The following is a 21203-nucleotide window of genomic DNA, read 5'->3' on the forward strand; positions in this document are numbered from 1 at the left end:
CTAGTAGGCGCGCTCGTCGTGCTGCGCGCCGTGGCAGCTCACCGAGCAGGTGCCGCTGCGCGCGCCGCGGCTGGTGTAGCGGAGGGCTCCGCGCGGGCCGGGGCGCGCCACCGAGACGTCGTAGTCCATCAGGTGCGCGCCGCCCTGGCTGCTCGCGGCCGCCGCGGTGACGCCGTGCGCGTTGTGGCAGACGGAGCAGGGCGTGCTCTGGTCCACCACGTGGCGGGCGTGGAGCTTGAACCCGGACTGCGACGAGAGCAGCACCGTCCGGTCGTGGCACTTGTAGCAGAGCGCGTACGCGTCCGGGCTCTCCGGGGTGCGATCGGCGGTGGCGTAGTTCCGCTCGAGCAGGTGCGGGTAGATCGAGCCGTGCGGGCCCTTCGGCACCGTGCCCGTGCCGGCGCCGTTCGAGGCGTGGCAGTCGCTGCAGTAGATCTGGCTCGCGGTGGTGAGCCCCTTCACCAGGCTCGGCACGTCGGCGCTGTGCCCCGGGCCGATCACCGGGTGGGAGGAGGGCGAGGAGGGGTCGAAGACCCGGCGCAGGTTCACCTCGGTCACGAGGCGGCGCACGGTGCCGCCGGAGCTGCCGCCCCGGCCCTGCGGCTGGTTCATGCTGTCGGCGTGGCACTTGAAGCAGACTTCGTACTCGTAGTTGACGGGCTCGACCCGCTGGCCGTTCCGGTCGATGCCCCAGACGCCGGCGAGCGCCCCGGAGGCGCGCGGCGCGGTCGCGTCCACCGCGCTGACCGAGTGCGGGTCGTGGCAGTCCACGCAGGCGACGTGGCGCGGGATCCCGGCGTTCGGCTCGGGCAGCCGGTTGGAGGCGCTCTGCGGCCCTTCGCTCGCCTCGTGGCCGGACGGGCCGGAGCTGGGCGCGGCGTGGGACCAGGGCTTCGCCATCTCGCGGTTCACGTCGAGCGGCGCGGTCCGGCCGTCGTGGCAGTCGAGGCAGACCTTGTCGTCGCCGTCGGCCCGGCCGCCCTTGACCAGCCGGGCGCCGCGCGCGTTGTGCTGGGCGTGGCAGGCGGCGCAGCCCTTCTCGGCCATGTCCGACACCACCGCGGGGTTGACCGAGCGGATGCCGAAGTTCCGGGTCTGGAGCTGGTGGGAGCTGCTGGGCCAGTTCGGGAGCGTGTGGCAGGAGGAGCAGATGGCCGATCGCTTGTTCGACTTGACCAGGAACTTCGGCTGTTCCGGATCGCCGTCCTCGCTGTGCGGGTCGTGGCAGGAGGTGCACTGCACGTTGCCGCCCCGGTCGAGCTTGACCGCATCGCCGCGCACCGGATCGCGGGTCTTCCCGGCCGGCATGGGCTTGAAGGAGACGGGGTGCGAGCCGGAGAGGTCGCTGCCGAGGTAGGCGGGGCGGTTGGTCGGGATCCGCCCGCCCGGCCCGGTCCCGAGCATGGGGATGGAGCCGCCGGAGACGGTCTGGCCGATGGCGATCGTGCCGTCGTGGCAGGAGAGGCAGGTCCGCGAGGCGCCGCTCGCGGACTGGGCGCCCTGGGAGGCCATGGTGCTGCTGCGGTAGTGCTGGTGGAGCGCCTGCGAGCGCGGCCGGTTCTCGGTCCCGGACGCGCCCTTGTGCGGCGTGTGGCAGAAGATGCACGCCCGCTTCTCGGTGGTGGAGCGGATCGAGCCCGGACCGGTGGCGGAGAGGTTGTGGCGGCTCTCGAGGAGCCCGGACTTCGCGGCTGCCAGCCCGGGGGCCAGCGCGAGCAGCGCGAGCAGGAGGATCCGTTTCATGAGTGGCCCTCCACGATCTGGAACTGCTGCAGGCGGCGGTTGAGGGCGTCGGCGACGAACAGCCGGTCGCCCGAGACGGCGAGCCCGGCGGGGAACCGCAGCTCGCCCGGCCCGTCGCCCTCCTCGCCGGCGGCGTACTGGAAGCGCCCCTCGCGGTCGAAGACCAGCACCACGTCCCACTGGGCGTCGCTGACGTAGAGGTTGCCACGCCCGTCGGCGGCCACCCCCTTCGGCCGACCGAACTGCCCCTCTTCGTCGCCCGCCTCCCCGAAGCTGCCGAGCCAGCTGCCTTCCAGCGTGACCCGGACGATCCGGAAGTTCAGCGCGTCCACCACCGCGAGGGTCCCGCCGGGCTGGGCGGCGATGCCGGTCGGGAAGTTGAACTCACCCTCGCCCTCGCCCCGGCGGCCGAACCGGAACAGCTCACGCCCCTCCAGCGAGAGGACGACCACCGCATGGGCCGGCGGATCGGCGACGTAGAGCCGGCTCGCCGCGACGGCGAGACCGGTGGGGCGCTGCAGCGCGACCGGCAGCTTGCGGCACTCGCCCTCGGGCGTGATCCGGAACACCGCCGGCCCGTCGGCGACGTAGCGGTTCCCCGACGCGTCCTGGGCCACCGCGATGGGGGCCTCCCAGGGGTGGCTCGGACAGGGGATCTCGCTGGAGGTGCCGCTCTGCCAGTTCACGCTGAGGACGCTCGGGCCATCGGGGTCGGCTACCAACAGGGTATCACCTTCGGCCGCCAGGCCGAACGGTCGCCGGAGCACGGGCGCCGCCCCGCCCGGCTCGGTTCCGGTGACGGCGCCGAGCACGCGCTCCCACCAGGAGGGTTCGCGCAAGGGGCGGGTGGCGACCCAGCCTTCCCAGCGCAGCCGCGCGGCCGCGGGGGGCGCGGGCCAGGCCGGCCGCGGCGCCTCCGGGATGGGCCGTGCGGCCGCGTGGGCGCAGCCGGACAGCAGGGCGAGCGCGAGCGCCGCCGCGCCGGGGCCAGACCGCCTCATCAGAAGGAGGCCCCGAACGACCGCGAGATCCGGGCCATGAAGAGGTTGCCGCGCTGGGTGATGCCGGAGCTGCCGCCGGTCGAGTACTGGTCCTCGAGCGAGAAGGTGACCGCTCCGATGTTGTAGCCGAGGGTGCCGGTCAGGCCGGTCTCGGAGTTGGTCGCGCGCTCCGGCGCGCTGGTCGTGACGTACCGGGCGGAGGCGTTGAGCGAGAGGCTCTTCGCAGGGGTGACGCCGGTGGAGACGGAGGCGTACGCCGAGTGGGAGTTGTAGGCGACCGGGATGAAGAGCCCGTCCGCGATCCCGGCCGGCTGGCCGGAGAGGCCGTCGGTCAGGCCGGCGCTGAGCGAGACCCGCCAGATGCGCCAGGAGGTCGAGCTCAGCAACGAGACGTTCCGGCTGAAGCTCGTGCCGAGCAGGGGATCCTGCTGGCGCGAGGCGCTGGCGGTCAGGTTGTTCTGGAGGCGCACGCCGGCGCCGACGTCGACGTCGGCGTTGGCGGTGACCGTGTGCGAGAAGGTCCAGCCGCTCACGGCCGAGAGGTTGGTGCTGTAGGAGCCGCTGTACCCGAGCATGCCGACCAGCCGCTCCCAGCGCCGCGAGACGCTGGTCGTCGCGCTGGCTCCGTAGCCGCCGTTGGTGCCGGTCTGGTCGTGCAGGAGCCCCACGTTGAGCTGGCCGCCGGCGTTGTACTGCCAGGGGCCCCGGATCGAGAACCAGTTCACCCCGCCGCCGATCTGCTCGCCGCTGGCCCGGCGGTTGGTGTCCCCGAGCCGCTCCTGGTTGTTGTTGAACCCGAGGTTGGCGTTGAACGAGAGGGAGCGCGTGTAGGCGTAGCCGACGTTGGTCGAGACGCCGTGGTTCAGGTACTCGCGATCGAGGGCCGACGGCGCGCTCACCACCCCGTGGTGGTAGTTGTAGGCGAGCTGCGTCGTGACGACCGGGTTGAGCTTCCAGCTCAGCGAGGTGCCGAAGGCGTTGTCGTCGATCCGGGGGTTGTTGCTCGCCTGCAGGGTGGGGTCGCGCAGGAGGTAGTTGTCGTTGACCCGGAGCTGGATGTCCTTGGAGATCTCGCTGGTCTCCTGCAGGTTGAGGTAGTGGAGACGGTAGTTGTTCTCCGAGTAGTTGCCGCTGTTCCAGCTGGTGTTGTAGGCGGCCGCGTAGGTGTGGGGCCCGAGCGTCTGGTTGAGGCTCGCCGCCATGCTCGTGGAGTCGGTCTTGTTGTTGAGCCCCGCGAAGCCGGTGTTCTCGGTGGTGGTGTGCATCACCGTCGCCCCGACCGTGGGCAGGTTCGCAATCTGGAGGCCCAGGTTGGCGGTCTCGTTGGAGCTGAAGGTCGTGCCGGTGGTGGCGGACGCGCCATCGCTCGTGAAGTCGTAGCGGTTGCGCGAGGCGCCGATGCCCAGGGACAGCGGGGAGCGGCGGAACAGGCTGGCGGACCCGGCGTAGGTGAAGTTCTGGCCCGTGGAGCTGGCCTCGCTGTAGAGCGTGCGGGTGTGCCGGTAGTCGAGGTTGCCGCTCAGGTCGAGGAGGTCCTGGCGGATGGGGCTGCCGTGGACCGCGATCGAGCCGCCGAGATCCCACACCGGCGCGGCCGAGTGGCTGTCGGCGCTCCAGGTGTCGGAACGCCAGTACTCCGCGTTGATGGCGCCGGAGACGTCGAAGGCGAGGCACGGGGTGGCGACGGCGGCCGCCAGCAGCGCGGGGAGGACGAGGGAGCGGCTCATCGGCTGGCCCCGGTCACGAGGGTGGCCGGGAGCTCCGTCCGGTAGGGCGCCGCGCTCGGCGGGAGGATCCAGCCGGTCGCCGCCTCGCGGAGGCAGGTGGCGAGCTTCGCGCCGCCGATGGTCTCGTCCGCGGAGGCCTGGGAGAGGATGCCGTCGGCCGACACCACCAGCCGGATCGCGCCGCGGGTGGCGCGGGCGTCGGCGGCGGCCGCGCAGCGGTCGAGGTCGGCCTGGTGCGAGGCGAGCGCCTCGCGCAGCCGGCGCCGCCCCGCGGCGTCCGCGGTGAGGAGGTCGGCCGCGGCCTTCGCCTGGCGGGCCGAGACGGCGGGACCGCCGCGGAGCGCCGAGACCACGACGTCCACGTGGGCCGTGCTCGCCCGGACCGAGGTCTGGACCACCACCGCGCGGGCCTGCACGCCGTTCGCCACCAGCGCCGCCCGGACCTCGTCGGCGCGCCGGGCGGCCTCGGGCAGCGTGGCCTCGTCGCGGGCCCGGGCGCGGACCAGCACGGTCACGCCGTCGCGGGCCAGCCGGGCGATGCCCAGGAGGGCCTCGCGATCGAGGTCCTGCATCGCGGCGGAGGCGTCCGCGAAGTAGATCGCCGTGCCGGCGAGCACGGTCGCCTCGCCGAGATCGACGGCCGGGACGGGCGCCGCGGCGGCCTGGCTCTGCGTGAGCTCGAGGCGCGTGGGCTCGCCGAGCTGCAGCTTCGGGCGGCCGGCGGCCAGCGGGGCGGTCGCGCTCGGGGCCGGGACGCCCGCCGCGGGGGCGCCCGCCGGCGGCTTGGGGGCGCCCGGGGCGACCGTCGCGGCGGCGAGGCTGCTGGCGGCGGCGAGCCGCTGCTCGGCCAGCGCCAGGCGATCGGCGTGCACGCCGAGCCGCTTCTCGAAGCTGTCGAGCCGCTCGGACCCGACCCGCAGGGAGCGCTCGACCGCGTCCTGCCGCTCGTAGCGGGCCGCCAGCAGCTCCTCCACGTTCGAGAGGGCCGCGTTGCGCTGGAAGACGAGCTGCCGCCGGAGCTCCAGCAGGCGCGCGGAGCTGGTCTCTTGCGCGCGAGCGCTCGAGAGCCGCTGCAGCTCGGCGCGCAGGGTGGCGTCCCGGGCGCGGGCCGTGACCTCGCGCTGGGAGGCCGCCTCGGAGATGGCGCGCAGGGCCTGCTGCTGCGCCTGCATGTCCTGCTCGGCGTTGCGGAACTGGCCCTCGCTGACGACGAGCTGCCGCTCGCGGTCACTGGGCGTCCCGGGGCGCACGCTCCGCTCGCGGGCGTCGAGGGCCTTCTGCTTCTCGGCGAGCTTCTGCTCGCGCCGGGCGAGCTCCTGGACCCGCGTCGCCTGCTCCTTGTCGCGCGCGTTCAGCCCGGCCTCGGCGGTGGCGAGGCGGCGCTCGCGCGCGTCGAGCTGCTCGGAGCGGCGATCGAGGTCGCGCCCCGCCTGCTCATCCGGCGAGAGCGTGACCTGCCGGACGGAGCTGCGGGAGGGCGCGGCCTGCTGCGCCGCGACCGGCGCGGTGGTGGAGGCGACCACGAGGCCGTACTGGAGGTGGCGCGGATCCTGGTCTGCGGCGCCCGGCCCGCGCAGCTTCATGCGGAAGTGCGGGCGATCGTCGAGGAACACGGGACCCTGGGGCTTGCCCTTGGCCGCGCTCGCGGCCGCCGGCTTGGCGGGCCCCTGCCGCACGCTCCGGCGCGAGCGGGTCGGCGAGGCGAAGCCGAAGCCGAGGCTGAAGCGGACGCCGCTCTCCTGCGGCAGCCAGGACAGGCCGAGCGAGACGCCCGTGATCGGGGTGAGGTTGTAACGCACCGACGCGCCGAACAGCGAGCCGCCCGGATTGGTGAGCCCCTCGGCGACGAGCTCCGTCTTGCCGTTCAGGGAGAGCGACGCGGCGAGGCCGGCGGAGATCCCGCTGGCGCCGGGGCGGCCGAGGCCGGCCACGCCGGCGAACCCGGCGAAGCGGACCCGGTTCGTCTCCTGGGTCGAGGCGATGAGGTGGGTGGCGCCGCTCGCGTGCCAGTTGAAGCGCTCGGCCACCGCGTCGATGGCGAGGGCCGGGAATCCCTCGGTCGCGTCGGTCAGGTGGAGCTTGAGGGCGGTGTTGAAGAGGAGCGGGGAGGGGTGCGGGTCGCCGGGGCTGCCCCACTCGCGGAGCGAGAAGCCGAGGTCGAAGCCGTGCCCGGTCCCGCCGACGATGGAGAAGGGCATCGGGCCGATGTCGGGCGGGCCCGAGGGATGCCGATCCAGCCGTAGCTCACCCCCGACCAGTCCCTGTCCGGCCGGCAGCGTCTCGGCGTCCGGGACGTCGAGCAGGCCGGTCGTGCCGCCCCGCGCAGGGAACGGGCTGCCCCAGGCGGCCGAGGCGGACGCGAGCAGGACGGTAGCGGCGACGAGCCGGAGGGACACGCGGTCAGTCTCGCGGGGAGGGAGAGCGGGGGGGGGCGGTGCGCGGCGGGCGGGTGAGACCGAACTGGCTCAAGGTCCGCTCGACGCTGCGGACCGAGACGGCGTGACCTTGCCGCGCGAGGTCGTCGGCGATGGCGGCGGCGCTGCGCTCGGGCTCCTTCAGGCGCGCCGTGACGATGAACTGGACTACGGCCATGGGGCGGCGCCAGGGGCCGCGCGGGCCGGGAGGCCGGGCCAGGAGCCCGCTCAGTCCCTGCTCACGGAAGCGCCGGAGCTTCTCGTAGTAGGTGCTGCGCGAGCGGCCGAACTCGGCCAGGACCACCGGGAGCGGGCGGCCGCTGGTCTCGCCCTCGATGAGCATCGCCAGGTCGGCGGCCGCCTCGTCCTCCGGCCGGACCTGGAGGGCGCCGCCGGGGCCCTTGATCTCGCGGATGGAAGTTCTTCTGAGCATGGTGCGAGCGCCGGTTCCGAGAGATTCTGGCGGAGTCCTGAGGCGGAAAAAGCGCGGAGCGCATCGCGCCCCGCGCTTTTCCCTAGGAGCTTACTTCTGGTGGCAGGTGAGGCAGAGGGCGCTGCCGGCGTTCGAGGCGCGGAGGAACGTGCCGTTCGCCGTGTTGTGCGGCTCGTGGCAGCTGGCGCACTCGATCTGGAGGGCGTTGCCGGAGTTCAGGTAGAGCGGGAGGGCCTTGCCGGCCGTGCCGTTGTTCACGCAGCCGCCGCCGCTGTTGGTGCTGCAGCCGGTGTTGGTGGCGCCGTAGTACTGGTTGGCGCCCACCGGGGCGGTGGTGCCGGTCTGGCCGGGGAAGGGCACGCCGACCGGGTGGTTCTTGCGGAGGTCGCCGCCGACGCCGATGTCGTACGGGCTCGTGCCGACGATCTTGCCGCCGCTGGTGCGGCTCGCCTGGTCGGTGATGGCGATGGTGGTCGCCGAGCCGCCCATGTTCATGACGTCGCCGAGGGCGATCGAGCCGTCATGGCAGCTGAGGCAGCGGAGGGAGCCGTTCGCGCTGAACTGAGCGGCGGTGGTCGGCAGGGTGGTGCCCTGCGAGGTCTTGCCGTTGTTGATGGAGTCGGTCCAGGTGTAGGTCGAGGTCGGGTTCTTGCGGTTCCAGAGCGCCAGGGTGGTCTGCGCGTTGTGCGGAACGTGGCAGAAGATGCAGACCTGGTCGACCGAGGTCGCCTTCACGGCGCCGCTGGTGGAGTTCGAGGACGAGAGGTCGTGCCGGCTGTTCTTGATCTGAGCCTGCCCGGCGAGCGGCATCACCAGCGCGACCACCGCGAGAAACTTCAGAAGATTACGCATTTACTGCTCCCTCCGATGGGGCGACTCAGGCCCCGAGGCTTGGCTGCGGTGGGCACCATGCCCGACCGCTTTTCGGCGCCGCCCGCAGGAACGAAGCCGGTCGCCGATTCGGAAGGTTGCAACGCGTGTGCCGCTCGGCTACAGCGAGAAACGTTGGGGTTTTTTGCTGCCGCCCTTCCTCTTTGGGTGTTATCGCCCAGGTGTGCGCGTCGTCCCCCACCCGACCTGACTCAATGGGCCTGGGCGGACGCTCCCGTCGCCGGCTCAGCGCCCGCGCTGCCGCCGGTGACCGGGCCGCCGGCGCCGTCCTCGGAGGCCGCCGCGGAGTCCTCGGCCTTGGTGTTGATGAGGTCGTACACGTTCACGCGGGCGTAGTGCTCGTTGCACACGTAGATGCGGTTGGTCTTCCGGTCCACGGCGAGGCAGCTCGGGATGTCGAAGTACTCGAGCGCGTTGACGTAGCCGCCGAAGTACATGAGCGGCTGGAAGTCCCGGTTGAAGATCTGGACCACCGAGTGCTCGCCGTCGGCGACGTAGAGGTTGCCGAACCCGTCGAAGTCGATGCCCTTGATGCGGGCGAAGGTGCCGAGCCCGGTGCCCGGCTGGCCGTAGGTCCGCAGGAACTTCCCCTCCGCGTCGAACACCTGCATCCGGAAGTTCATGGTGTCGCCGACGTACAGGTTGCCCTGGGCGTCGAGCGCGAGGTAGCTCGGGAAGTTGAACTGGCCCTCGTCGCTGCCTCTCCCGTTGCCCACCTCGCGCAGCTTCTCGCCGGCCAGGGAGTAGACGAGGACGCGGTGCAGGTCCGAGTCGACCTTGGCCGTGTCCGCCACGTAGAGGATCTTGCGCGCGCGGTCGATGACGAGCCCGGTGGGGCGCACCAGGTCCTTGTCGCCGAAAGCCCGGAGCCGCTTGCCGGCCTTGTTGAAGACGCGGACGAGCCGCGTCGTGGGCTCGGTGACGTAGACGTTCTCCTCGCCGTCGAGCGCCACGTTGAACGGGAAGGCGAACGGGTCCTCGGGGGCGAAGCGGGCCAGGGACTTCTTCTCGAGGTCGGCGACCACGACCGAGCAGCCCTGGTAGTCGGCGACGTAGATCCGCTTGCCGTCGTCCGAGATCGCGAGCCCCATCGGCTGCTGCAGGGTGATGCTGTTGTCGCCGCCGATCACGCCGCGCTGGAACTTGGCCCAGCCCGAGTCGTCCAGATCGGCGTTGGTCCGGAAGGCCCGGACGAACTTGATGCGCGCCACCTCGGGCGGGTCGGGCCAGACGACCTCGGACTTCTTCTGCTGCGCCGCGCAGGCGAGGGCGAACGTGGCGAGGAGGGGGAGGAGACGGATCTTCTGGTTCATGGGGGCGGCTACCTCGTTGCGACGTGCTGGGTTGCGACCTGCTGCAGGACCGCGTCGTCCACGGTGATCCGGGCCTTGGCGCGGAGCTCGTCGAGGAGCTTCACCGCCGCCGCGTCCCGCTGCGCGGGGGCGGTCTCGGCGCCGCCGCGCAGCCGCTCGAGGAGGGTGCGCGCGAGCACCATCCGGCGGGCGCCGGCGCGCCGCAGCGCGACCTCGGGATCCTTGTCGAAGCCGCGCTGGCGGGCCGCGCCGTCGAGCAGCTTGCGATCGATGACGCTCCACGCCACCTGGGCCTTCACCTTCGGGCCGGAGAGGTGTCCGCCCTCGATCCCGCGCGAGAGCGAGAGCAGGTCCGGGAGGATGTCGGCGTAGCGCACCGGCGCGCCGTTCACGGTGGCGAGGACGTGCCGGCCCTCCTCCGGGCTGGGGCGCAGCCTCGCGCCCATGCCCCGCAGGAACTCCTCGTCGAGCTTCACGCCCCCCTTGGCGCGCAGCGCGGTGAGGTAGTGGTGGCGCATCTGGGCGGCGCTCTGCTGGCGCACGAAGCGCTCGAGGCCGGCCCGCTTCTCGGCGTACTCCTGCTCCGCGCCGATGCTGCGCGCCGTGACCTTGAAGACCGCGACGCCGAGCTGGAGCGTCACCGGGCCCATCACCTTGCCGATGGGGGCCTGGAAGGCCGCCGCCGCCAGCGCCGGGTCGAGGTCGCCGCGGGCCACGTCGCCGCGGTCGCCGCCGTTCGGGGCGCTGCGGACGTCGAGCGAGTTGCGCGCCTCGGCCGCGAAGGAGCCGCCCTTCGCCAGCCGGTCGAGGATGGCCCGGGCCTGCGGCTCGGTCGAGACCACGATCTCGTGGAGGCGCACCACGTCGGCGCGCGAGTGGAAGAACTCGCGGAGCGTCGCCTCGTCCACGCGGACGGCGCCGTCCACCTCCTTCGCGAGGAAGCGCTCGGTGGCGAGCCGCTGCAGCTCGGCGTCGATCGCCGCGGCGACCGCCGGGTCCTTCGGGAGCCCGCGCCGCTCGGCCTCGCCCGCGAGGAGGACCTCGGCGGCGAGCACGTCCACCGCCTCGGCGGGCGTGCCGGAGGCGGCGGCGCCCCGGGAGCCCCGGAGCTGGTCCTGCACCTCGGCGGCGAGGATGGGCTGCTGGTCCACGCGGGCGGCGACCGCCTCGCCGGAGAGGGCGAGCGTCGTCGCCAGGATCAAGGAGAGCATGCGGCCACCTTACCTCAAGGCAGGCTGCCGCCGGAGCCCGGCTCGTCGCCACCGCCCGCGCCCGGCATGTCGGCGCCGGAGCCCGGCTCGTCGCCGCCGCCGGCGCCCGGCATGTCGGCGCCCGCGCCAGGAGCGTCGGCGCCCGCGCCCGGGAGGTCGGAGCCGGCGCCCGGCTCGGGCGCGCCGCCGCCAGGGCCGCCGGCGCCGGGTCCACCGGCACCCGGCGCGCCGCCGCCCGGGCCGCCGCCGCCGGCGGAGCCCTGGTTCGCCTTGGCCCGCGAGATGACGTTCTTGAGCTCGGGGTGCTTGCCGGTGCGGTCGCCGTGGCAGGCGTCGCACGACTCCATCGCGTTGTCGCCCACGTAGAAGAGGCGGGGGCTGTCCGAGCCGTGCGGGTTGTGGCAGCTGGCGCAGGTGAAGGCGTGGTCGGGGCGCCGCGGGTCGATGGGCCCGCCCACCACGTGCCCCTTCGGCACCATCGCCGTGACGTGGCGGCCGTCGGGCTTGTCCGGGTGGCAGGAGATGCAGAGCGCGTTCACGTTCTTGGGGAGCAGGAACTTCTGCCCGGCGCCGTGCGGATCGTGGCAGACCGCGCAGCCGTAGCGGTCGAGCGCCGCGTGGCGGACCTTCACGTTGTCCACCACCTTGTGGCACGAGTAGCAGGCCGCCTTGCCCTCGCCGCGGGTGAGCACGTTCCGGTTCTGGGCCCCGTGCGCGTTGTGGCACTCGTCGCACTTGCCCTCGCCGACCGGCTTGTGGACGGCGGCGCGGCCGGTGACGTCGTCCTGGTGGCAGGTGAAGCAGACGTCCTTCAGGGCCGGCTTGGAGAGGAGGGCGCGGTTGTCGGTGGTGTGCGGCAGGTGGCACACCGCGCAGTCGCCGACCCGCAGCGCGCTGTGCGTGTAGCGCTGCGTGTCCTTGCGGTTGTGGCACTTGTAGCAGAGGTCGGCGGGCGGCTGGCGCAGCAGCTTCAGGTTGTCGCCGGAGTGTCCCGAGACGTGGCAGTCCTGGCACTCGCCCTTCACCACCGACTTGTGCTGGACCTTCTTCGTGAAGTCGATGCGCGCCTTCTCGCTCGGCGTCCCCTTGCCCTTGGGCGAGCGGGCGTCGTGGCACTTGAGGCAGAGCTGCTTGCCGGGGAGGAGCACCACGCGCGGCAGCTCGGCGTTGTGCGAGTCGTGGCAGTCGAGGCACTTGCCCTCGGCCACCGGCGCGTGCTTGACCGGCCGGGTCAGGAGCGGCTCGACCTCGTGACAGGCGAAGCAGACCTGGTCGCGCGGCTTCTTGAGGAGCCCCTTGTGGTCGCTCGAGTGCGGGTCGTGGCAGACGAGGCACTCGCCCTGGCGGACGGCGGTGTGGACCGCCTTGCCCTGGTCCATGCGCTTGTGACACCCGTAGCAGAGCTCGGGCTGGTTCTTCTTGAGGAGGAAGGCGTTCTTCCCGCCGTGCCCCGCGTCGTGGCAGTCCTGGCACTCGTTCTTCTCGAGCGCGCGGTGGACGACGCGCTTCGAGAGGTCGATGCGGCGCTCGGTGCCGGGGGGCGACCGGTTCGAGTGGCAGCGCAGGCAGAGCGCCTTGCCGCTGGCGCGCAGCAGCACCGGCTGATCGGCGCCGTGCGGGTCGTGGCACTGGGCGCAGCGGCCCTTGTTGAGCACGTCGTGACGGACGGTCAGGGACGAGGCCTTCTTCATCACCTCGCCGTGGCACTCCGTGCAGAGCTCCTGGACCGGCTTCGCGAGCTGCCAGGCCTGGACCGACTGCGACTGGCAGCGCCCGCGCTTCTTGCCGCCGGTGGCCGGCACGTGGCACCCGGCGCAGGCCCGCTTCTGGGTGGCGGGGTGGGGGAGCCGGCGGGCGCTGTAGTCGTGGCAGGCGGCGCAGTTGTCGGTGAGGCCGGCGGTGGCGCGGGTGCCGACGCCGGACCGCACGGACGGGGTCGCCGTGAGCGGGGTGGGGGCGGGCGCCGCGGCCGGCTTGGCGGCGGGGGGCGAGGTCCGGGCCGGGGGGGCGGGGGTGCCCTGCGCGGTGGCCAGCCCGGCCGCGAGCAGGGTGGCCGCGGCCGCGGCGAGCAGCGCCGGGCCGACCGGACGCGCGGACCGGGCGGCGTGGCGACGCGGGGCGGCGCATGGCTTGCGGGCGGTCGTGGCGGGCGCGGGACTCTTCCTGAAGCGCATCAGCGGATCATCCGGTCGAGAGGTGGTTTTCCAAGTGGCTCCGCCTGCAATTGGGGTGCCGCGGCGGGGTGGTGGGTGCATGTGCGAAGAAGGTCGCCGGAGCCGGGCGGTGCGCCGGGTCGAACGGCACCTGCGCCCGGCGCCAAACCGGCGCTGCCACGTGAGGGGCCGCGCCGGCGCGGCGGTCCGGCCAGCGACCGATTCCAGGCGCCGTTGCGGAGGATGGCTCCGCGGGGGGAAGATCGCCTCCCCGGGTCACCGGAGCTCCGGCAATTCTTGCGCGAGTTGGCGACGGGACGGCGTGCCGGCGCAAGTTCAGCCGGCGGAAAACCGGGCTGCACGATCCGTGCATAGGTCAAGTGACGCGACGATGGGCCGAAAAACCCAACTTTCGCGGCGGCGACCCCCAGATCGCGCGATTTCACCCACCTGTGGTCCGGACCTTGCGATACTAGGGAGGCCTCGCGCGGCCGGTCCGCGCCGACGCCCATGATGCCCTTCCTGCGACAGCTCTGGCGCAGCCTCGCCTCCAGCCTCCGGGCCCGGATCCTCCTCCCGACGGCGGTGCTCTTCGCCGTCGTGCTCGCGGCGATGGTGGTGGCGGCGGTGCAGGTCTACGGGGCCGACATGGAGCGGGGGCTGCACGACCGGGCCGAGTTCTTCGCCGGGATGATCACCAGCGGCGTCACCAACGTGATGCTGCAGGGCACGCCGGAGCAGCTGCCCGAGATGCTCGCCATGGTGGCGCGCCACCGGGCCGACCTCGAGACGGTGAGCGTCATCCGGGGCGACGGCGAGGTCCGGGTCTCTTCGGAGGGATCCCTCGTCGGCACCCGCCCCTGGGGCGACCTGCGCAAGATCTCCGGCATCTCGGTGTTCGCCGCCCCCGGCGGGAACGAGGGCCAGTACGCGGTGCTGCAGCCCATCCCCAACGCCGAGGCGTGCGCCGGCTGCCACGGCGCCGAGTCGCACGTGAACGGCTGGCTCGACCTGCGGTTCACGCGCGCGCCGGCCCTCCAGCTCAAGGCGAAGCTCGGCCACACGCTCGCGTTCAGCGCGACGGTGGCCTTCGTGGTGCTCCTCGCCATCGCCTGGTGGCTCCAGGGCCGCGAGTCGATCGCGCCCCTGCGGCGGCTGGTCGGGGCGATGCGCCAGGCGGAGTCGGGCGACCTCGCGGTGCGCGCGGACAACGGCCGCCCCGACGAGCTCGGGGTCGCGGCCCGGGGCTTCGACGCCATGCTGGCGGCCCTGCGCCGCAGCCAGGCCGAGCTCGAGGCGTTCTACCGGGAGCGCATGGTGCGCGCCGACCGCTTCGCGGCCGTGGGCGAGCTCGCGACCGGCCTCGCCCACGAGATCAAGAACCCGCTGGCGGGGCTCTCGGGCGCGCTCGAGCTCCTCGCCGAGGACCTCGCCGCCTCGCCGCGGCAGGCCGAGATGGTGGGCGAGATGCGCCACCAGGTGGCGCGGCTCGGCCACACCATGGAGAGCCTCCTCAGCTTCGCGCGGCCGCCGAAGGCGCGCCTGCGCACCACCGACGTGAACGCCACGCTCGAGAAGGTGCTCTTCCTCATCCGCCAGCAGCGCAAGGCGGCGTCCATCGACGTGCGCCCCGAGCTCGGGCCGGGGCTCCCGGCGGTGCTGGCCGATCCGAACCAGCTCGAGCAGGTCTTCCTCAACCTCTGCCTCAACGCGTGCCAGGCGATGAACGGGGAGGGCGCGCTCACCGTCCGCTCGTTCCTCTCCGAGGAGCGCGTCACGGTGGAGATCGCCGACACCGGCCCGGGCATCCCGGCCGACCTGCGCCCGCACCTCTTCAAGCCGTTCTTCACCACGAAGCGCGAGGGCAACGGGCTCGGGCTCGCCATCAGCGCGCGCATCGTGGCCGAGCACGGCGGCAACATCGGCTACCGCTGCCCACCGGGCGGCGGGACCGTCTTCGCCATCACCCTTCAGCAGGCGCGGCCAGGGCAGGGCCCGGAGCGCGCCACGGAGCACGCCGCATGAGCAGCGCCGCCGCACGGATCCTGGTGGTGGACGACGAGAAGCTCATCCGCTGGTCGGTGGGCGAGCGGTTGCAGCGCGACGGGTACGAGGTGCTCTCGGCCGAGTCGGGCGAGCAGGCGCTGGAGCTCGTCGCGGCGAACGCGCCCGACGTGATGCTGCTCGACGTCCGCCTGCCGGGGATCGACGGGCTCACCACGCTCCAGCGCGCGCTGGCGCTGCACCCCGACGTCACGGTGCTCATGATGTCGGCCCACAGCACCGTGGACGTGGCGGTCGAGGCGATGAAGCACGGGGCCACCGACTTCCTCGTGAAGCCGTTCCCGTTCCAGTCGCTCGACGCCGCGGTGCAGCGGGCCCTCGCCACCGCCCGCACCCGCCGGCAGATCGCGGCGCTGACGAGCGAGCGGCGCCAGAGCGCGCTCGACGCCCTCGTCGGCCGGAGCGCGGGGATGGAGCAGGTGCGCAACATGGTGACGCGCCTCGCGGCCTCCGAGGCCACCACGGTGCTCATCGAGGGCGAGAGCGGGTCGGGCAAGGAGGTGGTGGCCCGCAGCATCCACTTCGAGTCCTCCCGCGCCGAGCGCCCCTTCCTCCAGGTGAACTGCGCCGCCCTGCCGGAGCACCTGCTCGAGAGCGAGCTCTTCGGCCACGAGCGCGGCGCCTTCACCGACGCGCACGCCCAGAAGCGCGGCCTGTTCGAGAGCGCCGAGGGCGGCACGGTGATGCTCGACGAGATCGGCGACCTGCCGGCGGGCGGGCAGGCGAAGCTGCTGCGGCTCCTCGAGAACAAGACCTTCCGCCGCGTGGGCGGCGTGCACGAGCTCCGGACCGACGTGCGCGTCGTCGCCGCCACCAACGTGAACCTGGAGGAGCGGGTGCAGGAGGGGCGGTTCCGCGCCGACCTGTTCTTCCGGCTCAACGTGGTGCGGATCGAGGTGCCGCCGCTGCGCGAGCACCCCGAGGACGTGCCCATCCTGGCCGCGCACTTCATCGCCCGCTTCAACCAGGAGATGAAGCGCGCGGTGAAGGGGATCTCGTCGGGCGCCATGGAGGCGCTCGCCGGGTACCACTGGCCCGGCAACGTGCGCGAGCTGCGCAACGTGGTCGAGCGGGCCTTCATCCTGCACGCCAGCGCCGAGGAGCTCCGCCCCGAGCACCTGCCGCCGGAGCTCCGCCGCGTCCAGCCCAAGAAGCCGGAGAAGCTCGTCCCGCCGGTCCCGGATCAGGGGATCGTGCTCGAGGACGTCGAGCGGAAGCTCATCTCGGAGGCGATGGAGCGCGCCAGCGGGAACCAGTCCAAGGCGGCCCGGCTGCTCGGCATCAGCCGCGACACCCTCCGGTACCGGCTGAAGAAGCACGGGATGGCGTGAGCCGCGCCTGCGCCGCCGCCGACGCGGGCCGCCGGGAGTGCGGGCGGTGACGCCGCGCGGGTGCCCGTCCGGCCTCGCTCGCGTCGCGCTCGCCCTCGCCGCCCTGCTGGGCCTCGCCTGGGCGCCGGTGCTCCTCGGCGGCGCCTGGGTGCAGCGGGACGCGCTGCGCTACATGCTGCCGGCCTGGCAGGTGGCGTCGCGGGCGCTCGCGGCGGGCCGCTGGCCCGAGTGGATGGACGGGGTCGGCTTCGGGGCCGCCTTCGCCGCGAACCCGGTGCACGCCGTGGCGACGCCCCTCGGCTGGCTCGCCGCCGCGCTGCCCGGCCCGGGCGGGCTCGCGGCCTGGTCGGTCCTCCACCTCCTCGTGGCGGGGCTCGGCGCCGCCGCCTTCGCGGCCCGGCTCGGGGCCGCGCGCCTGGGCGCGCTCTTCGCCGGGGCCAGCCTCGCGCTCGGAGGGTACGCCGGCTCGGTGCTGGTGAACGGGCTCGGCCCCGCCATCGCCTGGACGCCCTGGGTGGCCTGGGCGGCGGAGGGGCTCGCCGCAGCCGCCGGGCAGGAAGGGCCGCACCGGCGCCGCGCGCTCGCCGCCGCCTCCGCCTGGCTCGCGGCGGCCCTCGCCTTCCAGCTCTCCACCGGCGAGCCGCTCTGCGCCCTCGGCGCGGCCTACCTCGCCGGCGTCGTGCTCCTCGCGCGGAGCCCGCGCCGGCTCGAAGCGCTCGGGGCCCTGGCGGCCTCGGGCGCCGCGGCCCTCCTCCTGGCGGCCGTCGCGGTGCTCCCGGCCGCCGCGCTGCTCGCCGGGAGCTCCCGCCTCTCGGAGCGGGGCGCGCAGGCCGGCAGCTGGGCGCTGCACCCGCTGCGGCTCGTCGAGCTCGTCTGGCCGGGCGCGCTCGGGGATCCGGCGGGGCAGGGGTGGCTGGCGCGCGCGCTCGCGCCGGCCCCGGGCGGCGGCGAGCCCTTCTGGTCCCTCCTGCTCCACGCCGGCGCGCCGGCGCTGCTGCTCGCGGCCTGGGCCGGACGGGAGCGGCGGCTGCGCGGCCTCCTCGCCGGGTCCGGCCTGCTCCTGCTGCTCGCGCTCGGCGCCCACACACCCGTCTGGCCGGCCTGGCGCGCCGTCTTCCTCCCCGAGCAGCTGGGGCGCTACGCGGAGAAGCACGTCTTCGGCGCGCTCGTCCTCTGGTCGGCGCTCGCGGGAGTCGGGTTCACCCGCTGCTTCGAGGAGCGCCGCGCCGGGAGAGGGCTGCGCGCCGGCGCGTGGGCGGCCGCCGCGGGGCTCGCCGCGGCCGCGCTCGGCCTGGGCGCGCTCCGGCCGGTCGCCGCCGGCTGGGTGGCGGCCCGGGCGCAGGCGCTGGCGCTCCCGCTCGACGCCGCCGGCGGGGTCGAGGCCGCGGTCCGGGGCGGGCTCGCCGGCGCCGCGGGCGCGGCGGCGTTCGCGGTGGCGCTGGGGCTCGCAGCCCGGGCGCGCCTGGGCGGCCTCGCGGCGGGGCTCGCCGCGGCCGGGGCGCTCCTCCCGTCGGTGGGGCTCGTCCGGTCGGCCGTGCTGGTCGCGCCGCGCGCCCTCGTGGAGAGCCGGCCGGCGGCCCTCGCCCCGATCCCGGCGAGCCCCGGCCGGCCGCCGCCCCGGCTCATGCGGCCGGAGGGGTTCGCGATGCGCACCCGCGTCGAGGACGGCGCCGACTTCGCGCGCCTCTTCCGCGAGGCGCTCGAGCCGAACGTGCCCGCCAGCTTCGGGGTGGCGGCGCTCCCGGGGTTCGAGCCCTCGGAGAGCCGGCGCGCCCTGCGCTTCTGGGCGACCGTCTTCCCGCGGATGACCTGGGAGTCGCTGACGCGGCTCTGCGGCGTCGAGTGGGTCTACGTCCAGCGGCCCATGTCGGAGGCGACGGGGCTCCCCGCGATCGCCGCCGGACCGGACGGCTGGAGCCTGCAGCGGGCGCCGGGGGTGCGGCCCCGGGCCTTCGTGACGCCGCGCTGGGCGCGGGCCGCGACCGAGGACGAGGCGCTCTCGCTGCTGGCGGCGGACGGGCGGGAGGCGGACCCGGCGCTGGTGGTGCTCGCCGGGCCGGGACCGCTGCCGCCCGGCGGCGCGGAGGGGCCGCTCGTGCCGTGCGAGGCGGCGAGCCCGGAGCCGGAGCGGGTGGAGGTGCGCTGCGAGGCCCCGCGGGGCGGCCAGCTGGTGCTCCTCGACGAGCTCGCCGACGGGTGGACCGCCGAGCTCGACGGCCGCCCGGCCCCGATCGCGCTCGCGGACGGGCTCTTCCGGGCGGTGCAGGTCGAGCCCGGCCGGCACCGGGCGGTGTTCCGGTACCGCACGCCGGGGCTGCGGCTCGGGGCCGCGATCTCGCTCGCGGCCTGGGCGGCCTGGGGGCTGGCGCTGACGCGGCTGCGCCGGAGGGGGCGCGCCGCGCCGGGCTAGGCGGCCGCGCGGTCGTCGATCTCGACCGGCTTGCCGTCGGTGGGCCAGTCGATCTCGGCGGCCAGCGTCTGCAGCTCCTCGCGCAGCTTCTCCTTGGCGCGGATCTCCAGCTGGCGGGCGCGCTCGCGGGAGAAGCCGAAGTGCTCGCCCAGCTCCTTGAGCGTGAGCGGGCGGTCGCACATGACGCGCTGCTCGATGATGAACCGCTCGCGCTCGTCGAGCCGCGCCAGGGCCGCGGCGACGCGGCCGGAGACGATCTCCTGCTCCTGCGCGCCGGAGAGCTCGTCGTCCTGCTGGGGGCCCTTGCTGGCCACGAAGTCCACGTGCGTCTGCGTGCCGTCCTCGCCGAGCGGAGCGTCGAGCGACACGTCGCGCCCGTCCATCCGCTGCTCCATCTCGTGCACCTCGCCCGTCTTCACGTGCAGCTTGCGGGCGACCTTGTCGGCGTCGCGGCCGTCCGACCCTTCGCCCTGCTCGACGCTGTGGCGGTCGAGCTCGCGGCGGGTGCGGGCGAGCGAGAAGAACAGCTTTCGCTGCGCCTGGGTGGTGCCGAGCTTCACGAGCGACCAGGACTTGAGGATGTAGTTCTGGATGTAGGCGCGGATCCACCAGACCGCGTAGCTGATGAGCCGGATCCCCTTGGCCGGATCGAACTTCTGCACCGCCTTCATGAGACCGATGTTGCCCTCCTGGACCAGGTCGGGCATGCGGAAGCCGTAGGAGCGGTACTCGTGCGCCACCTTCACCACGAAGCGCAGGTTGGCGGTGACGAGCCGGTGGGCCGCGCGGCTGTCTCCCTTGCGCTGGTACTCGCGCGCGAGCGCCTGCTCCTCCTCGGCCGAGAGCAGCGGGAACTGGTTGATCTCGGCCAGGTAGAGATCGAGGGAGGTGATGCCGTTCTGGGTGGTACGCTTCATCGGTCCTCCGCGTGGGGGCGGCGGACCTACACGGGAGCAACCCGTATGCCACTTCAGGGTAATTGTGATTTCCCCTTAGGCGACGGACTCTTGCTCCGCAAGTGCCTGGGAGGGTGGGGTGGTTCCCTGTAACTTGGAGCCCATAGTTTTTACAGGGTCCGCCAAAAACCTCGACCCAGCGGGGTTTTTAGCCTGTCGTTTTTTCAGGGTGCAGCGAACCTATCGGGATCCCTGCCAAAAAAACTGTGGCTCGCCCCCTTGCCTGGAGGGCGGGCCGTTCCCATATTCGCCTAGATCGTCGGGTGGATGCGGCGCTAGCGTCTCCATTGGAAGGTGAACGAGTGTCCCAGCGAGACGCATTCGAGGCTGCCCCCGCGCAGCACCTCGAACCAGAACCGGACGGTGAGGCAGAGCGGCGGCTGCAGCTGCGCGGCAGCCAGCTCGGCTTCGTGGCGCACGAGATGCGCAACCCGCTCTCCACCGCGCTCTGGAGCGCGGAGCTCCTCGCCAAGCTGACGCCCGAGGACCGCGGCGGCGCGCGCGGGGAGAAGCTCGCCGGCATGTGCCTGCGCTCGCTCAACCGGCTCAGGCACCTCGTCGAGGACCACTTCCTGTCCGAGCGGCTCGCCGTCGGCGGGCTCGCCGTGCGGCTCGACCCGGTGCCGCTCCTGGAGCTGGTCGAGGCGGTCGCCGCGCGCTCCCCGGGCGCGCCGCCGGAGGTGCGGGTGGCGGCCGACCTCGCCGCCTGGGCCGACCGCGGCCTGCTCGAGCGGGCGGTGGACGGCATCCTGTCGGCCGTGACCCGCGAGGGCGCGACCGCGAAGGTGGAGGGGGCGTCCGGCGACGGCACCTCCTCGCTGCGCTTCTCCGGCGCCCCGGTACCCGGGGAGGCGCTGGAGGAGCCGCACAAGGGCTCTCCCTCGGATCCGACGGGGCGGGCGCTGGCGCTGGTGATGTCGAAGCGGGCGGTGGCGGCCATGGGGGGACGCCTCGCCCTGGATCAGGGAGCGCTGCTGCTCGAGCTCCCGTCACGAGACCTGCCGGCGGAGATCGACCGGCAGGAGGGACACTGACCCCCCCTATGCGCTCGCGCGTCCTCGTCGTCGACGACGACCCCGACATCCTCGACGCCATCTGCGACATCCTCGACGCCGAGGGGTACGACGTCGCGCGGGCGCGCCACGGCGCGGAGGCGCTCGAGCAGGTGATGCGCCGCCGGCCCGACCTCATCCTGCTCGACCTGATGATGCCGGTCATGGACGGGCCCACCTTCGCGCGGGAGCTGCGGAGCCGCCGCCTCGACGGCATCCCCATCATCGTCATCTCCGCCGAGGGGAACCCGGCGCGGGCGGCGAGCGTCCAGGCGAGGCGCTACCTCGCGAAGCCCTTCGACATCGAGGTCCTGCTCGCCCAGGTGGCCGACCTGGTGCACGGCGCGGGGGCCGACGCCGCGTCGCCCTGAGGCGCCGCGCCGGCGGGCGCACGGCTTGCGCGGCCGTCCTTGACGCCCGGGGGCCGTTCCAGTAAAAGCACCGCCTTTCCAACGGCACGTCCTTCCCGGCCCTACGCCGCGGGGCGGACCACTGCGAGGTACA

15 protein-coding genes are annotated in these 21203 nt (G+C 73.8%); 5 read left to right on the forward strand and 10 right to left on the reverse strand.

Features of this window, described 5'->3' with window-relative positions:
- The 9 genes from AMPC_RS02670 to AMPC_RS02710 all read right to left on the reverse strand — a co-directional run bounded on the left by AMPC_RS02670 (position 1) and on the right by AMPC_RS02710 (position 12907).
- Positions 1–1743 carry a cytochrome c3 family protein gene (locus AMPC_RS02670; RefSeq protein ID WP_248344132.1) on the reverse strand — a complete coding sequence of 581 codons (1743 nt, stop codon included), beginning with the start codon at positions 1741–1743 and terminating at the stop codon, positions 1–3.
- On the reverse strand, positions 1740–2744 hold the full coding sequence (locus AMPC_RS02675; protein WP_248344134.1) for a 6-bladed beta-propeller: 1005 nt from the start codon (positions 2742–2744) through the stop codon (positions 1740–1742). The genes AMPC_RS02670 and AMPC_RS02675 overlap by 4 nt, the downstream gene beginning before the upstream one ends.
- Positions 2744–4471, reverse strand: a complete 1728-nt coding sequence (locus AMPC_RS02680; protein ID WP_248344136.1) for a hypothetical protein — start codon at positions 4469–4471, stop codon at positions 2744–2746. Before AMPC_RS02680 ends, AMPC_RS02675 begins: the two co-directional genes overlap by 1 nt.
- The gene (locus AMPC_RS02685; RefSeq protein ID WP_248344137.1) at positions 4468–6867 is read right to left on the reverse strand and encodes a coiled-coil domain-containing protein; all 2400 of its coding nucleotides are present in this window, start codon (positions 6865–6867) and stop codon (positions 4468–4470) included. The genes AMPC_RS02680 and AMPC_RS02685 overlap by 4 nt, the downstream gene beginning before the upstream one ends.
- 4 nt (positions 6868–6871) lie before the next feature.
- Entirely contained in the window at positions 6872–7318 is a 447-nt protein-coding gene (locus AMPC_RS02690; protein WP_248344138.1) for a helix-turn-helix domain-containing protein, read from the reverse strand.
- A 90-nt stretch (positions 7319–7408) separates the two neighbouring features.
- Entirely contained in the window at positions 7409–8170 is a 762-nt protein-coding gene (locus AMPC_RS02695; protein ID WP_248344140.1) for a cytochrome c3 family protein, read from the reverse strand.
- A 230-nt stretch (positions 8171–8400) separates the two neighbouring features.
- Positions 8401–9522 (reverse strand): NHL repeat-containing protein, encoded by a 1122-nt coding sequence (locus tag AMPC_RS02700; RefSeq protein WP_248344141.1) that lies wholly within the window; start codon positions 9520–9522, stop codon positions 8401–8403.
- A gap of 8 nt (positions 9523–9530) precedes the next feature.
- Positions 9531–10733 (reverse strand): peptidylprolyl isomerase, encoded by a 1203-nt coding sequence (locus AMPC_RS02705; RefSeq protein WP_248344143.1) that lies wholly within the window; start codon positions 10731–10733, stop codon positions 9531–9533.
- 14 nt (positions 10734–10747) lie between these two features.
- Positions 10748–12907 (reverse strand): cytochrome c3 family protein, encoded by a 2160-nt coding sequence (locus tag AMPC_RS02710; protein WP_248344144.1) that lies wholly within the window; start codon positions 12905–12907, stop codon positions 10748–10750.
- 489 nt (positions 12908–13396) lie between these two features.
- On the opposite strand from AMPC_RS02710, the gene AMPC_RS02715 reads away from it, so the two are divergent.
- The 3 genes from AMPC_RS02715 to AMPC_RS02725 are packed head-to-tail and all read left to right on the forward strand — an operon-like array spanning position 13397 to position 18691.
- Positions 13397–14911, forward strand: coding sequence for a sensor histidine kinase (locus tag AMPC_RS02715; protein ID WP_248344145.1), 1515 nt, complete (start codon positions 13397–13399; stop codon positions 14909–14911).
- Positions 14908–16281: a sigma-54-dependent transcriptional regulator gene (locus AMPC_RS02720; protein ID WP_248344146.1), complete on the forward strand. Its 1374-nt coding sequence runs from the start codon at positions 14908–14910 to the stop codon at positions 16279–16281. The genes AMPC_RS02715 and AMPC_RS02720 overlap by 4 nt, the downstream gene beginning before the upstream one ends.
- Before the next feature lie 46 nt (positions 16282–16327).
- Positions 16328–18691: a YfhO family protein gene (locus AMPC_RS02725; RefSeq protein ID WP_248344147.1), complete on the forward strand. Its 2364-nt coding sequence runs from the start codon at positions 16328–16330 to the stop codon at positions 18689–18691.
- Here AMPC_RS02725 and rpoH read toward each other — a convergent pair.
- Entirely contained in the window at positions 18688–19608 is a 921-nt protein-coding gene (rpoH, locus tag AMPC_RS02730) for an RNA polymerase sigma factor RpoH (RefSeq protein WP_248344148.1), read from the reverse strand. The two genes, AMPC_RS02725 and rpoH, sit on opposite strands and share 4 nt — an antisense overlap.
- Before the next feature lie 341 nt (positions 19609–19949).
- Between rpoH and AMPC_RS02735 the strand changes: the two genes are divergently transcribed.
- Positions 19950–20681 carry a sensor histidine kinase gene (locus AMPC_RS02735; protein ID WP_248344149.1) on the forward strand — a complete coding sequence of 244 codons (732 nt, stop codon included), beginning with the start codon at positions 19950–19952 and terminating at the stop codon, positions 20679–20681.
- A gap of 8 nt (positions 20682–20689) precedes the next feature.
- Positions 20690–21070: a response regulator gene (locus AMPC_RS02740; protein ID WP_248344151.1), complete on the forward strand. Its 381-nt coding sequence runs from the start codon at positions 20690–20692 to the stop codon at positions 21068–21070.
- Positions 21071–21203 lie beyond the last annotated feature (133 nt).

Source organism: Anaeromyxobacter paludicola, from assembly GCF_023169965.1.
In the GTDB taxonomy this organism is placed as follows: Bacteria; Myxococcota; Myxococcia; order Myxococcales; family Anaeromyxobacteraceae; genus Anaeromyxobacter_B; species Anaeromyxobacter_B paludicola.